Consider the following 14,002-nt stretch of genomic DNA (forward strand, 5'->3'; position numbering starts at 1 on the left):
TTGTTATAACAACTTAATTCTGAAAGGAATTTAATTATGAAAAAGACATTATTAGCATTAGCAGTTGCAGCTGTAGCAACTTCAGCAAGCGCAGCAACAGTTTATAACAACGATGGCACACAAGTAGATGTAGGCGGTCGTTTTGATGTGGTTTTAGGTAAATTTGGTAATGATCAACGTGCTGATTTACGTAACAATGAATCACGTGTATTTATCCAAGCACAACACGATTTAGGTGATGGTTATAAAGCAGTTGCTTATACTCGTTTCCGTTTTAATGAAGGTGGTGATCGTTGGGATACAAGTTCATCATTCAACAATATTACAACTAATAAATTATGGTTAGCACTAGAAAAAGAGGGTGTTGGTCGCGTATCTTTTGGTAAACAAAATACTTCTGGTGATGCGGTAGAAATTAATGATCACTCTTACTTATTTGGTGGAAATAATAATCTTTTCACTGGTGGAAATAAAGTGGTTGCTTTCCGTACTGCTGACTTCCAATTAGCTGAAGGTCAAACATTAGGTTTCGGTGCTGACTACGCTTTTGGTGAAGCTAAGAAAAATAATGCAGATGAGAAACTTAAATATGCTTACGGTGCATCTGCATTTTATGCAGGTCAATTCGCTGATGTTGGTGTGAATTTAAACGCTGGCTATACTGTAGAAGTGAATGATAATGGTGATGCATTGTCAAATGATACAGGTCGTAAAGTTCAATCTTGGCGTGTAGCTTCTCAATTTACTTATGGACCAGCAACTTTCGGTGCTGAGTATGGTCAATCTTATTACAAAGATCACCAAACCCAAGATCAAGAAGGAAGAGGTCGTTTCTTAGAAGTTGCGGCTAAATACCAATATTTAGAGAATGCTTCTGTATATGCAATCTGGGAGCGTAATGAATATAAAGGTAATAAAGCTGGTTTAGGTTTTGATAAAGGTGATGCTAATTTCTTACGCACCGTTTCTGGAGCATTGGCAGTAGATAAAGATAAAAAACTTACAGAGAATGTATATGTTATCGGGGCTGATTATGCATTTAACAAAAATGTAGTAGCTTATGTAGAGTATGCACATTCTCGTACTAAAGGTACTGGCTCTATCTATGATGTAGCTAAACTTGATGATGTTACAGCAAGTACTAAAGCTAGACATTCTGCTAAAGACAACCGCTACGGTGTTGGTTTACGCGTTTACTTCTAATTGTTAGATTAGATATTTATCTATCCCAAAAGCCACGTTTGACGTGGCTTTTTTAGTATGCTCTAACTTTGAATCGGTTACTTTTAAATTTCTATTTTTCATGCAATTGCATGACCTGCGATGGGTTTACTTGTAATACACCGTTAAGGTTTGCTAACTGCTTTTCTAACAATTGAAGATCCTATTTCTCAGGAATATGCACTGCAATAGCATTAAGGTTCTGGTATTCGTAAAGCAATTCAGTCCCTAATTTTTGGCTGGCAGTAATAAGTTGTTGTGGATTTGTTAAAGTACGGTCGTAAAAAATAATAAAATCGCGCGTGAAAATCGGATCTATACTCAGTTGTGAAAGGCCGGTAACTCCCCTATCTCGAGCATAAAGGGGATAAATTACCGTTCCTATAGTGCAATCAAAACGAATGAAAGCCTTTTCATTATTTAATGGCAATCATTGAACCGAAATTAAAACACTGAAACCACAGTTCAACGTGAGAAAATCCTATGGATTTTAACCGCACTTTGTGCGTTTCAATCTCATCTGTTCGCATCACATTTTCAAGTGCGGTGCGTTTTTGGCTAACTTCTAGTTCACTATAACCATTGGCTCGTTTAAATTCGTGGTGCAGATTAATCAGTAAATCATCAATTTTTTCATCATTAAAACGGAATTTTTCCGATAATACTAACACCCCATTTGGGTTTAAACCTTGGTAGATTTTTGTCAGTAGCGTGGTGCGATCTTGCGGTGGCAAAAACTGCAGGGTGAAATTTAAAATCACCATTGAGGCATTTTCAATGTGAATTTGGCGAATATCATCACATAAAATTTCAACGGGAATATCACTGTGATAAGCCTGAATATGCTGACGGCAACGCTCTACCATTGGCAACGAATTATCCACCCCAATAATTTTCACATTAGGTTGCTGAATATTACGTCTGGCAGAAAGCGTTGCTGCACCACGGGAACAACCCAGATCATACACATTTGAATTAGGCGTAACAAAACGGCTTGCCAACATACCAATTGCGGTAATGATATTAGAATATCCCGGCACAGAACGTTGAATCATATCGGGAAACACTTCCGCGACATTTTCATCAAAAGTAAAATCGCCTAAATTTTTAATCGGGGCAGAAAAGAGGGTATCTTTAGTCATTATTTATCCTAAATTTTTCACTAAAATGTGCTGAAAATTAATAAAATTTTCCCCGCACTTTATTTTGCTTGTATTTTAGAGTAAGACGGTGCTTCTCACAAATGAAAATAGATTAAGCTTAATTTGTAATGATAATGTATATGCAATATAATGCTATAAACTTAACTTAATCTGTCAAGGGGTTTATTATGGCAACAATGACGAATAATAATGCGGTGGTGAATTTTCGTTTGCCACAGCATTTAAAAACCGAGGCGTTTGAAGTGATTGCACAATATGGCCTTACTCCCTCACAGGTATTCAATATGTTTTTAACGGAAATTGTTGCGACTAAAGCTATTCCTTTAAGTTTGAATTATTTGCAACCTAATACAAAAACGTTAATGGCAATGAATGAAATTGAAAATGGAAAAGCTGAGCGGTTTTCTCTTGATGCTAATACTGATCTTGCCTCTTTACTAAAACAAAAAGCCGAAGGAAAAGAATAAATGAGCCAGCCATTGCCAATTAATGAAATTGAAATGGCAAAAGAATTTAAGCGAGATTTAGTACAACTTGCCAAAAAAATGCCACACTTGTTTGTTCATCCCCGCTATTTGGAAGTAATGCATTACTTAACAAATGGGATAACCCTGCCTGCCGAATATAAAAATCATCCACTTAAAGATAATTTGAAAGGCTATATGGATTGCCATATTCTCAATGATCTCGTGCTAATTTATAAAATTGAACAACAATGCCTAAAATTAGTTCGGTTAAACACACATTCAGAAGTTTTTGCATAACTTCTCAATTAACAATTCTATCCGCCCTCGATTTCCGCTATAATTCCGCTGTTATCACTTTTTAAAATTTTAAAGGAAAATATTATGATGCGAACTCATTATTGCGGGGCATTAAACCGCAACAACATTGGGCAAGAGGTTACGCTAAGTGGCTGGGTGAATAAACGCCGTGATTTAGGTGGACTTATTTTTATTGACTTACGCGATCGCGAAGGGATTGTGCAAGTTTGTTTTGATCCTAAATATCAAGAAGCATTGAGCGCGGCAGCCAATTTACGCAATGAGTTTTGTATTCAAGTTAAAGGTGAAGTCATTGCACGCCCTGAAAATCAAATTAATAAAACAATGGCAACAGGCGAAGTGGAAGTGTTGGCGAAATCTCTTTCTGTTTATAATGCCTCGGATGTATTGCCATTGGATTTCAACCAAAATAATACAGAAGAACAACGCTTAAAATATCGTTACCTAGATTTACGTCGTCCTGAAATGGCGCAACGCTTGAAAACTCGTGCGAAGATTACCAGTTTCGTACGCCGTTTTATGGATGATCACGGTTTCTTAGATATTGAAACCCCAATGCTAACGAAAGCCACCCCTGAAGGTGCGCGCGATTATTTAGTACCAAGCCGTGTCCATAAAGGGAAATTCTATGCCTTACCACAATCACCACAATTGTTTAAACAATTATTGATGATGTCTGGCTTTGATCGTTATTATCAGATTGTAAAATGTTTCCGTGATGAAGATCTGCGTGCTGATCGTCAACCTGAATTTACCCAAATTGATGTGGAAACCTCGTTCTTAACCGCACCAGAAGTGCGTGAAATTATGGAACAGATGATCCACGGATTATGGTTAGCGATCTTAGGCGTAGATCTCGGCAAATTCCCAATGATGACGTGGCAAGAAGCAATGCAACGTTTTGGTTCAGATAAACCTGATTTGCGTAATCCATTAGAAATGGTCGATGTGGCTGATTTAGTTAAAGAGGTTGATTTCAAAGTATTTAGCGGCCCAGCTAATGATCCAAATGGCCGTGTTACCGTGATTCGTGTGCCAAATGGCGCAAACATTACGCGTAAACAAATTGATGAATATACTCAATTTGTCGGCATTTATGGCGCAAAAGGCTTAGCTTGGTTGAAAGTGAATGAGCTTGAAAAAGGCTTAGAAGGGGTGCAAAGCCCAATCGCTAAATTCTTATCTGAAGATGTTCTGAATGCTTTATTAACACGTGTACAAGCACAAAATGGCGATATTCTCTTCTTTGGTGCGGATAAATGGAACGTGGCAACAGATGCAATGGGTGCATTGCGTTTGAAATTAGGTCGTGATTTAGGCTTAACCCGTTTAGACGAATGGAAACCACTTTGGGTCATTGATTTCCCAATGTTTGAGCGTGATGAAGAAGGCAATCTTGCCGCGATGCATCACCCGTTCACTTCACCGAAAGATTTCAGCCCAGCACAACTTGAGCAAGATCCAACCTCAGCAGTAGCAAATGCTTATGATATGGTCATTAACGGTTACGAAGTAGGCGGTGGCTCTGTACGTATTTTTGACCCAGTAATGCAACAAACGGTCTTCCGTATTCTTGGCATTAATGAAGAAGAACAATATGAAAAATTTGGTTTCTTACTTGATGCCTTAAAATTCGGTACGCCACCACACGCAGGATTGGCTTTCGGGTTAGATCGTTTAGTGATGCTTTTAACTGGCACAGACAACATTCGTGATGTGATCGCCTTCCCGAAAACCACCGCCGCGGCGTGCTTAATGACAGAAGCGCCAAGCTATGCGAATCCACAAGCTTTAGCCGAATTAGGGATTAGCGTGGTAAAAAACGAGAAATAACTTTAGGTAAATAGGCGTGGGGACACCCACGTCTTATCTTGTATGAATTACAAAAATCCGCAAAGTATTTTAGTTGTTATCTATGCTAAAAAGACAAATCTGGTCTTAATGTTGCAACGCAAAGATGATCCTGATTTTTGGCAGTCGGTAACGGGGTCAATAGAAAAGAGCGAAACACCAAAAGAAGCGGTGATTCGTGAACTTTGGGAAGAAGTGCGGTTAAAAATTTCACCAAATTCCACCGCACTTTTTGATTGCAATGAAAGCGTAGAATTTGAAATTTTTCCTCATTTCCGCTATAAATACGCACCGAATATCACGCACTGTCGAGAATATTGGTTTTTATATGCGGTTGAACAAGAATTTGAGCCTCAATTAACTGAGCATTTAGCTTTTAAATGGGTTTCGGCGCAAGAAGCCATACAGCTAACAAAATCGCCAAATAATGCCGCAGCGATAAAGAAATATTTAATAAATAAAGGCTGATAAATCTCCCCTAGCCTCTTTTTGCTAAAAAGGGGAAAGATGCGATGAAAAAATAAGAGAATTTTTCACCGCACTTGGGGAATAATATAAATAATATCAGCGTTCAGCTTGATCCCGTCTGAATTGCCTGAACGACTGAAATTTTTAGCAAAATTCAGCGTGTTTGAGCGTAGCGAGTTCTGAATTTTGCGTAAAGAAAATTTCAACTAAGTGAAGAAAAGCAGTGAAGTCGGGCGTGCTTTCTTTTTGTTTACTTTTACTTTGCACGAGCAAAGAAAAAGTCAGTCGCAACGGCGAAACCCGATTTATAAAAACAAACAAATTTAATTAAACTCAAGATCAAAAAGATCACAGAAAATAGAAGGAAAAAAAATGGCAGGACATAGTAAGTGGGCGAATATTAAACATCGTAAAGCCGCCCAAGATGCCCAACGTGGAAAAATCTTTACTAAATTAATTCGTGAATTAGTTACCGCAGCAAAATTAGGTGGTGGTGATGTAAGTGCCAACCCACGTTTACGCGCGGCGGTGGATAAAGCCCTTTCTAACAATATGACACGTGATACCATTAATCGTGCAATTGACCGTGGTGTAGGCGGTGGCGATGATACGAATATGGAAACCAAAGTCTATGAAGGCTATGGCCCGGGCGGCACAGCGGTTATGGTGGAATGCCTAAGCGATAACGCAAACCGCACGATTTCACAAGTTCGCCCAAGTTTCACCAAATGTGGCGGAAACTTAGGCACAGAAGGCTCGGTAGGATATTTATTCAGTAAAAAAGGCTTAATTTTGATTGCCGAAGCGGATGAAGATGCGTTAACAGAAGCGGCGATTGAAGCGGGCGCAGATGATATCCAACCACAAGAAGATGGTAGCTTTGAAATCTATACTGCGTGGGAAGATTTAGGCACCGTGCGTGAAGCGATTGAAGCAGCTGGCTTTAAAATTCAAGAAGCAGAAGTCACAATGATCCCATCTACTACGGTGAATCTTGATGCAGAAACTGCACCAAAATTATTACGTTTAATTGAAATGCTGGAAGATTGTGATGATGTGCAAAACGTTTATCACAATGGTGAAATCAGTGATGAAGTGGCGGCACTGCTTTAATTTTTCACATTGATTTTATTGACGATAATTTAAAAGGTGCGTGATCTCATCAGCACCTTTTTCATTTAGGAAAAAAGATGGCAATTATTTTAGGCATCGATCCGGGATCTCGTTTAACGGGTTATGGAGTGATCCGCCAAGTTGGACTTAAATTAGACTATTTAGGCAGCGGCGTAATTCGTACTCAGGCAGAAGATATGCCCACACGCTTAAAACGAATTTATGCTGGCGTGAGTGAAATTATCACCCAATTCCACCCTACAATGTTTGCCATTGAAGAGGTCTTTTTGGCAAAAAATGCCAATTCTGCATTAAAACTCGGGCAAGCACGTGGCGTGGCGATTGTCGCTGCGGTGAACCAAGATTTACCAGTGTTTGAATATGCGGCTCGTTTAGTGAAACAAACGGTGGTGGGAACAGGCGCTGCGGATAAAACCCAAGTACAAGAAATGGTAATGCGAATCCTCAAACTATCTGCAAAGCCACAAGCCGATGCGGCAGATGCCTTAGCTATCGCCATCACTCACGCTCATTCTGCCGCCCAGCTTGCTCAAGTTAATCAAAATATGCAAAAAACAGGCGTAAAAAGCACCGCACTTTTACGTCCTAGATATAGCCGAGGGCGTTTTCGTTTATAGTCGTTGAGGGTGAAAATTTATTGTTTAAAACTGGATATTTATCCAGTTTTATTTTATTCTATGGCAAATCGTTTTAAGGGGAAATTATGATAGGCCGTTTAACAGGATTATTAGTCGAGAAGCAACCACCAGAAATTTTACTTGATGTACAAGGCGTCGGCTATGAACTTTTATTGCCAATGACCAGCTTTTATAACTTACCAGAAACAGGGCAACAAACCACATTATTCACCCATTTGGTGGTGCGAGAAGATGCTCATTTATTATTTGGTTTTTCTCATAAACAAGATCGTAGTCTATTTCGCGAACTGATTAAAACCAATGGCGTTGGGCCTAAATTAGCCTTAGCAATTTTATCTGCAATGTCAGTAAATGAATTTGCCTATGCCATAGAACGTGAAGAATTGTCTAAATTAGTTAAAATTCCGGGCGTTGGAAAAAAAACAGCAGAACGTTTACTAGTTGAATTAAAAGGGAAATTTAAAGATTTACAACAAGCCGATTTCTTTATTGAAAGTACCCATTTGCCTATGGTTGAAAAATCATCAAACAAAGAAAATATGCATATTGATGATGCGGTAGCGGCATTAATTGCTTTAGGTTACAAAGCAAGTGAGGCGGAAAAAATGGTGAAAAAAGTCGCCGATCCAACACTTAATAGTGAACAATTAATCCGCGAAGCCCTAAAAGCAGCGTTATAAATAAGGCAGAATAATGATTGAAGTAGATAGAATTGTTAGCGCAACAGAAAAATTTGATGAAGAATATATTGATCGTGCGATTCGTCCTAAATTACTCACTGATTATGTGGGGCAACCACAAGTATGTGAGCAAATGGAAATTTTTATTCAAGCAGCAAAGTTGCGTCAAGATGCGCTCGACCACCTCTTAATTTTTGGCCCCCCGGGTTTAGGAAAAACCACGCTGGCGAATATAGTAGCCAATGAAATGGGCGTCAATATCCGTACCACATCTGGGCCAGTATTAGAAAAAGCAGGTGATCTTGCTGCGATGCTTACCAATCTTGAACCGCACGATGTACTATTTATTGACGAAATTCACCGCCTTTCCCCTGCGATTGAAGAAGTCCTGTATCCCGCAATGGAAGACTATCAGCTTGATATTATGATTGGTGAAGGACCTGCCGCACGTTCGATCAAATTAGACTTACCCCCTTTTACCTTAATTGGTGCAACGACTAAAGCTGGCTCGCTCACTTCCCCTTTGCGAGATCGCTTTGGCATTGTGCAACGCTTAGAATTTTATTCAGTGGAAGATCTCACGTCTATTGTGGCGCGCAGTGCGCAATGTTTAAATTTAGCCATTGAACAAGATGCCGCACAAGAAATTGCTTGCCGTTCCCGTGGCACACCACGTATTGCAAACCGTTTACTACGTCGCGTGCGTGATTATGCGGATGTAAAAAATGCAGGCCAAATATCCGCACAAATTGCGCAATCAGCCCTTTCAATGTTGGATGTGGACCCGGCTGGTTTTGATTTTATGGATCGCAAATTATTAAGCGCGATTATTGAACGTTTTGACGGTGGCCCTGTGGGGTTAGATAACCTTGCTGCCGCCATTGGTGAAGAACGCGAAACCATTGAAGATGTGCTTGAGCCTTATTTAATTCAGCAAGGTTTTTTGCAACGTACACCAAGAGGACGTATCGCCACATTACGAACCTATCGCCATTTTGGTGTCAATAAACTCACCGACTAAGCAAGAAAAGAAAGGAGCAAGTAGGGGAGCGAACCATTTGCTTGCAAGATTGATAGGACAATAAAATTTCATCGCAAATTAGCTAAATATTCACTCAAAGTATAATGGGATAAAAGAGGATTTTGGATCGCATTATATTTAGCCCTGATAAGATGTGGTAATCACATTTAATTCAGAAAAGCGGATGAAAAAACTATTCCATAGATAAATTAAGTGCGGTACAAATTTTCTTAATTTTTGCACCGCACTCTGATCTTAACTCAAGTTATCTTGTTACTAACTGATAAAATCGGGCAACATTCTGTGCGGTTGAAATCAGATTTTCTTTTCCTGATCGTAAGGTGTTTTCCAAGCTATCTAGCTGACGAATAATGGGAAATACCGCATCAATACCCTGCTCATACACCACTTCGTAATCTTCTCGTAGGCAACCTACGATAGCAATAACAGGTTTGCCAAATTGTTTGGCTACTTTAGCGACGCCAATTGGCGTTTTTCCGTATGCACTTTGCCCATCCATTCTGCCTTCACCTGTAATCACTAAATCTGCATTTTGTACTTGTGTGGCAAAATTTAAGGTTTCTAATACAATATTTACCCCTTTTTTCAACCTCACTTTAGGGAGAAGTAATAAGCCACCGCCCATTCCTCCTGCCGCGCCAGCTCCTGCTTGGTTAGCAATATCAATACCAAGTTGCTGCCACACGGTTTGTGCAAAATGTGCAAGTGCGACATCCAGTTGCTGAACCATTTGAAGCGTTGCCCCTTTTTGTGGCCCGAATACTGCTGATGCCCCTGTCTCACCACACATTGGATTGCTCACATCACAAGCAACCTCAATTTGTACTTGGGCTAAACGTGGATCAAGCTGGTGTAAATCAATATGAGCGATGTTAATTAACTGCTCGCCACCATAGCCTAAAAGCTGATTTTCACCATTGAGAATACGTGCGCCTAAGGCTTGCAACATTCCTACACCTGCGTCATTGGTTGCACTCCCTCCAATACCTAGAATAATTTTTTTAACGCCATAATTTAACGCCTCTAAAATCAATTCTCCCGTACCAAAACTGGTGGTTTTCAATGGATTGCGTGCTTCCATTGGAACAAGATGCAATCCAGAAGCCGCTGCCATTTCAATGAATGCGGTTTTACCATCACCAGAAAGCCCCCAAAATGCATCAATTTTATTACCTAACGGGGCAGTGACAGTACATTGTATTAGCTTTCCTTCGGTGGCATCCACCAAGGATTGCACCGTACCCTCACCACCATCAGCCATTGGGATTTTACAATATTGAGCTTGTGGAAAAATCTTTTTAAAGCCAATTTCAATCGCTTCCGCTACTTCAAGAGCGGTTAAGCTTTCTTTGAATGAGTCTGGTGCAATGAGTATTTTCATTATCAATTTCCATTAAAGTAAAACTAAGGAAAGAACATAAACCGTGCTAATCCCCACGATTCCCATAATAAAAGTCAGTGCGGTTTGTGTACGATACCCTTGTTGTGCGGTCATCTTGCTGAAGTTTGTAACTACCCAGTAGTAACTATCATTCGCGTGAGAAACGCACATTGCGCCTGCTGCAATTGCCATTACGGTTAGTGCAGCCGCAATTTCACTGGTTAAACCCAAAGCATTCATTAGAGAATCATCGACATTAAACATTCCCATAATTGCTGTGGTGGTAATCATCGCTACGGTTGAACTGCCTTGTGCCGTTTTTAAAATTGCAGAGATGATAAATGGAAAGAAAATACCTGCACTACTAATAATATGTGCGTTTTCTTTAATATATTCTACAAAGCCAGCTTCAACAATGACTTTACCTAATACGCCACCCGCTGCAGTGATAAACAGAATAGGGCCAACAAGTTTTAGGGTATCATTTGTTAAGGTTTTAAATGTTTTGATTTTGCTACATTGAAAAATCAGAATAATAGCGAAAATTAGCCCAACACCTAAGGCAATAATCGGATTACCTAAGAATAAAATGAAGTTAGCTATATCTCCTGTTATGCCAGAAATTTTAGTTATTGAACCTAATGCCATTAAAATAATTGGTACAAATATAGGGGCAAAGCTCAGAAAACCATTGGGTAACGTGCCATATTTTTGCAATAACGCTTCATAGCCTTGAGCAATAAGTTCATCGTTCGTCTCATCTTGTAAGATGACTCGCTTGCCAATAAATTTGGCAAAAAGATAGCTTGCGATTAATACAGGAATAGACACTGTAATTCCCATCAGAATCACTAATAATAAATTATGCTCTAAGCCTAAACCACCAGCTACTGCAATTGGTCCCGGTGTTGGTGGAATGAATACGTGTGCGGCATAGAGACCGGCACTAAGCGCAACCGCTGTGCCAACAGGATTTGCGGCAATTTTTTTCTGAATAGCTTCACGAATTGGGTTTAACACAACAAAACCACTATCACAGAATACAGGAATGCCCACAACCCAGCCCATAATAAGCATTGCAAGTTCAGGTCGTTTTTGTCCAACCCGTTTAACGACGATATCTGCCAATTTTAAGGCTGCGCCTGTTTTTTCTAGTACCATACCGATAATTGCACCAAAAATAATCACAATTCCGATACTTTTAAATGTTCCGCTAAAACCCGCCCCAATCATTGAGGGAATTTTTATGAGGGGAATGCCAGCAAGAAGAGCTAAAGCAAGGGAAATACTCATTAAAGCGAGGAATGGATGAACTTTTAATTTCGCTATCATAAAAATCATCATCAAGATAGCAAGGATAAAGCTAATAATGAGTGCGATGCCTGTCATATTATTTCTCCTTTATAGGATTAATCATCACTCATATTATTGTTTTTCCTAATAGAGAATGCTTTATCCGAAGATACAAAAAATAGGATAAAAATCAGTAATAACTTGTCAAAAAGGACAAATCACTTTTTTAATAATATACTTAAATAAAAGATAAACAAATCCTCTATCCTATTGAAAGATAAAGAAGTTATTTGTTCAATTTTATTAAGGCGATAACGTAGCGTATTAATATGAATGAATAAATTTTGAGCGGTGAGAGTGAGATCACAATTTGACAAAAAATATTGTTGTAAAGTTTTGTGTAATTGTTGATTAGTATCTTGAGTATAAAGTTTATTAATTGGTTTTAACAATTCCTTAGCTTGCCAAGAATCCGTTAAATCATCTAATAAAACGGGCAGTTGGCACTGTTCAAAAAAGTAAACTGCTTTTTTCGGAAAAAATTTTAATCCATAGTTTAACGTACTTAATGCGGTTTTATAAGAAAGGGAGAGTTTTTCATTTCCGCCTAAAAAGCCACCTACAACAATCTTATAGGCGCGGAGATTCCAATGCGGTGGATGTATAAAACCATAAAAACTAAGAAATAAAAACAAATAGGGATTTGGTTGAAATTTCCGAAATTTGGCGGGTCTTGTATTCGGGATAATATCGGGATAAAATGGGATTATCGAAATACTAAGGGAGAAGTAAATGGGGCGAGTTTCATTTTTATCTGATGTACCTGAAGAAGCCATCTATGAATTAAACCAACGCATTATAGAAGCAAACTATGGCGATGCTCAGCGATTGGCGGACTGGTTCAAAGCACAAGGCTATAAAACGTCAAAAACTGCTATGCACCGCTATATTAAGGAATTAAAGGCTATTAATGGGCATAATGGCGTGTCAGGTTCATTGAGGCTATATGCAAGTTTAACGGCTTCGGATAGTAATCTGGATTTATTATATAAAGAGCTTGGTCGGTTGGAATACCGCAAGCAAGAGATTTTAAACCGTATTCGGGAAATAACGGAACAGCAACACAATTTAGGGGGCTAATCAGCCCCTTTTTCATTGCCTGAAATTGCGAAAATGCAAAACTGCGAAAAAATGGCTAAAACTAACCGCTTGCACCACTAAAACAACGAAAAGCCACTATGCCATTTAAAAGGCTTTAAATGGTGTTTAAAATGGTATCTCGCCCAATGAAAACTACCTGCCCGATAACTTCAAAATCTAAGCTCTCGTCAAAATAAACATCAATGGGGCTATCGCTAATAAGTCTGATGCCATTGATAATACCTTGCGCATGTTTAACTCATATCGAAGTTATCGACTGGTAACAGAATGATAATTTTTCTGTGTAGTAACTTCATAAAAGTAAAAATTAACCTAACCAATTGAAATATTTAGTTTTTTAGTAGAGCTCTTTCTTTTCATTCTGTGAAGTCTTTCTTTCTAAGCTGATCCTTTTCTGTGTATTCATTTAGTCTCATTCGGGCAATAGAAAGTTCACAACTCATCTGAGCCATATCAAAAATAGCTTTCTTGCCTTTACTATCGCTTCTTCGATAGTTGCTTAACAGGAGAACCTCTTCAAAATTCAACAAAACAGTTGTGTCAGCATTTTCTGGGGTAATAAAAACTTCTTCTGTGAAATAATCTTCTGAATTTAGTTTTGTTTTCTCTTTCGAATGCTTAGATAGAAATGAATGAATATCATCTTTTTTACCAGTCAATATATATTCAATATTTAGTTTTAAATGTGGATTAGCTAAATCAGCTAATCGCAATGCCTCTTCTGGGAAAACTCCTCTACGTTTTCTTTCTGCAAAAGCACTTTTTGTTAAACCTAAGAAACTAGCAACATCCTTATCCATAGTTAAAGAAAGTTCAGTTTTTAATCTGTTGAGTATGTCTGTGAAATTTTTCATAAAAAAACCTTGCAATTCATAAAATTCATATTTAATATGAACTTAGTAAATAATAATGAACTATATGATTTTGTATTAAATCATAATTAGTGATTTTAGTTCATAAAGTGTTTTTAGTCCATAGTATGAGAGGTTTTATGCAAAAAAGAACAAGGGAAGAAGCAAAAGCTTGGTTTCGAGAGAAAAACATAACTCAAGCAGAATGGGGGCGTAGAAATGGCTATAACTCGAATGAAATTAGTCGGGTTTTAAATGGTAAATCTAAACTTAATTATGGAAGAGAGCGAGATATAGCAATCAAACTTGGTATTCATATTGAAAATTAAGGAAT

16 protein-coding genes and 1 pseudogene are annotated in these 14,002 nt (G+C 38.5%); 11 read left to right on the forward strand and 6 right to left on the reverse strand.

Features of this window, described 5'->3' with window-relative positions:
- The first annotated feature begins 36 nt into the window (after window positions 1–36).
- Window positions 37–1,203, forward strand: coding sequence for a porin (locus L5B90_RS08490; RefSeq protein ID WP_265762651.1), 1,167 nt, complete (start codon window positions 37–39; stop codon window positions 1,201–1,203).
- 181 nt (window positions 1,204–1,384) lie between these two features.
- On the opposite strand, the gene L5B90_RS08495 is transcribed toward L5B90_RS08490, so the two are convergent.
- Both L5B90_RS08495 and cmoA read right to left on the reverse strand, forming a co-directional pair.
- A complete protein-coding gene (locus tag L5B90_RS08495) occupies window positions 1,385–1,651 on the reverse strand; it encodes a hypothetical protein (RefSeq protein ID WP_265762652.1) in 267 nt (88 codons plus the stop codon).
- Window positions 1,638–2,363, reverse strand: coding sequence for a carboxy-S-adenosyl-L-methionine synthase CmoA (gene cmoA / locus L5B90_RS08500; RefSeq protein ID WP_265762653.1), 726 nt, complete (start codon window positions 2,361–2,363; stop codon window positions 1,638–1,640). Before cmoA ends, L5B90_RS08495 begins: the two co-directional genes overlap by 14 nt.
- A 197-nt stretch (window positions 2,364–2,560) precedes the next feature.
- On the opposite strand from cmoA, the gene L5B90_RS08505 reads away from it, so the two are divergent.
- From L5B90_RS08505 to ruvB, 8 genes are all read left to right on the forward strand, one after another.
- Window positions 2,561–2,851 (forward strand): type II toxin-antitoxin system RelB/DinJ family antitoxin, encoded by a 291-nt coding sequence (locus L5B90_RS08505; protein WP_265762759.1) that lies wholly within the window; start codon window positions 2,561–2,563, stop codon window positions 2,849–2,851.
- Window positions 2,852–3,148, forward strand: coding sequence for a type II toxin-antitoxin system RelE/ParE family toxin (locus tag L5B90_RS08510; RefSeq protein WP_250349674.1), 297 nt, complete (start codon window positions 2,852–2,854; stop codon window positions 3,146–3,148).
- An 84-nt stretch (window positions 3,149–3,232) separates the two neighbouring features.
- The gene (aspS, locus tag L5B90_RS08515) at window positions 3,233–5,002 is read left to right on the forward strand and encodes an aspartate--tRNA ligase (RefSeq protein ID WP_250349675.1); all 1,770 of its coding nucleotides are present in this window, start codon (window positions 3,233–3,235) and stop codon (window positions 5,000–5,002) included.
- A 42-nt stretch (window positions 5,003–5,044) separates the two neighbouring features.
- On the forward strand, window positions 5,045–5,488 hold the full coding sequence (gene nudB, locus L5B90_RS08520) for a dihydroneopterin triphosphate diphosphatase (protein ID WP_250349676.1): 444 nt from the start codon (window positions 5,045–5,047) through the stop codon (window positions 5,486–5,488).
- Window positions 5,489–5,860: 372 nt separating this feature from the next.
- A complete protein-coding gene (locus L5B90_RS08525; RefSeq protein ID WP_265762654.1) occupies window positions 5,861–6,601 on the forward strand; it encodes a YebC/PmpR family DNA-binding transcriptional regulator in 741 nt (246 codons plus the stop codon).
- A gap of 77 nt (window positions 6,602–6,678) precedes the next feature.
- Complete coding sequence (gene ruvC / locus L5B90_RS08530; RefSeq protein ID WP_250349678.1) at window positions 6,679–7,239, forward strand: crossover junction endodeoxyribonuclease RuvC; 561 nt, start codon at window positions 6,679–6,681, stop codon at window positions 7,237–7,239.
- Window positions 7,240–7,325: 86 nt separating this feature from the next.
- Window positions 7,326–7,940: a Holliday junction branch migration protein RuvA gene (ruvA, locus tag L5B90_RS08535; RefSeq protein ID WP_250349679.1), complete on the forward strand. Its 615-nt coding sequence runs from the start codon at window positions 7,326–7,328 to the stop codon at window positions 7,938–7,940.
- A gap of 13 nt (window positions 7,941–7,953) precedes the next feature.
- The gene (gene ruvB, locus L5B90_RS08540; protein ID WP_250363439.1) at window positions 7,954–8,961 is read left to right on the forward strand and encodes a Holliday junction branch migration DNA helicase RuvB; all 1,008 of its coding nucleotides are present in this window, start codon (window positions 7,954–7,956) and stop codon (window positions 8,959–8,961) included.
- Window positions 8,962–9,226: 265 nt separating this feature from the next.
- On the opposite strand, the gene L5B90_RS08545 is transcribed toward ruvB, so the two are convergent.
- The 3 genes and pseudogenes from L5B90_RS08545 to L5B90_RS08555 all read right to left on the reverse strand — a co-directional run.
- Window positions 9,227–10,363: a glycerate kinase gene (locus L5B90_RS08545; RefSeq protein ID WP_265762655.1), complete on the reverse strand. Its 1,137-nt coding sequence runs from the start codon at window positions 10,361–10,363 to the stop codon at window positions 9,227–9,229.
- Window positions 10,364–10,375: 12 nt separating this feature from the next.
- Window positions 10,376–11,752 carry a GntP family permease gene (locus L5B90_RS08550; protein WP_265762656.1) on the reverse strand — a complete coding sequence of 459 codons (1,377 nt, stop codon included), beginning with the start codon at window positions 11,750–11,752 and terminating at the stop codon, window positions 10,376–10,378.
- Between the two features lie 122 nt (window positions 11,753–11,874).
- A pseudogene (locus L5B90_RS08555) lies at window positions 11,875–12,315 on the reverse strand (PucR family transcriptional regulator); the annotation flags it as partial.
- Window positions 12,316–12,448: 133 nt separating this feature from the next.
- On the opposite strand from L5B90_RS08555, the gene L5B90_RS08560 reads away from it, so the two are divergent.
- Complete coding sequence (locus tag L5B90_RS08560) at window positions 12,449–12,796, forward strand: phage protein Gp27 family protein (protein ID WP_265762657.1); 348 nt, start codon at window positions 12,449–12,451, stop codon at window positions 12,794–12,796.
- Between the two features lie 377 nt (window positions 12,797–13,173).
- Here the strand turns inward: L5B90_RS08560 and L5B90_RS08565 are convergent, their stop codons facing one another.
- On the reverse strand, window positions 13,174–13,671 hold the full coding sequence (locus tag L5B90_RS08565; RefSeq protein WP_265762658.1) for a helix-turn-helix domain-containing protein: 498 nt from the start codon (window positions 13,669–13,671) through the stop codon (window positions 13,174–13,176).
- A gap of 137 nt (window positions 13,672–13,808) precedes the next feature.
- Between L5B90_RS08565 and L5B90_RS08570 the strand changes: the two genes are divergently transcribed.
- Complete coding sequence (locus L5B90_RS08570) at window positions 13,809–13,997, forward strand: DNA-binding protein (protein WP_265762659.1); 189 nt, start codon at window positions 13,809–13,811, stop codon at window positions 13,995–13,997.
- Window positions 13,998–14,002: the final 5 nt, after the last annotated feature.

Source organism: Avibacterium sp. 20-129 (genome assembly GCF_026226845.1).
Lineage (GTDB): Bacteria > Pseudomonadota > Gammaproteobacteria > Enterobacterales > Pasteurellaceae > Avibacterium.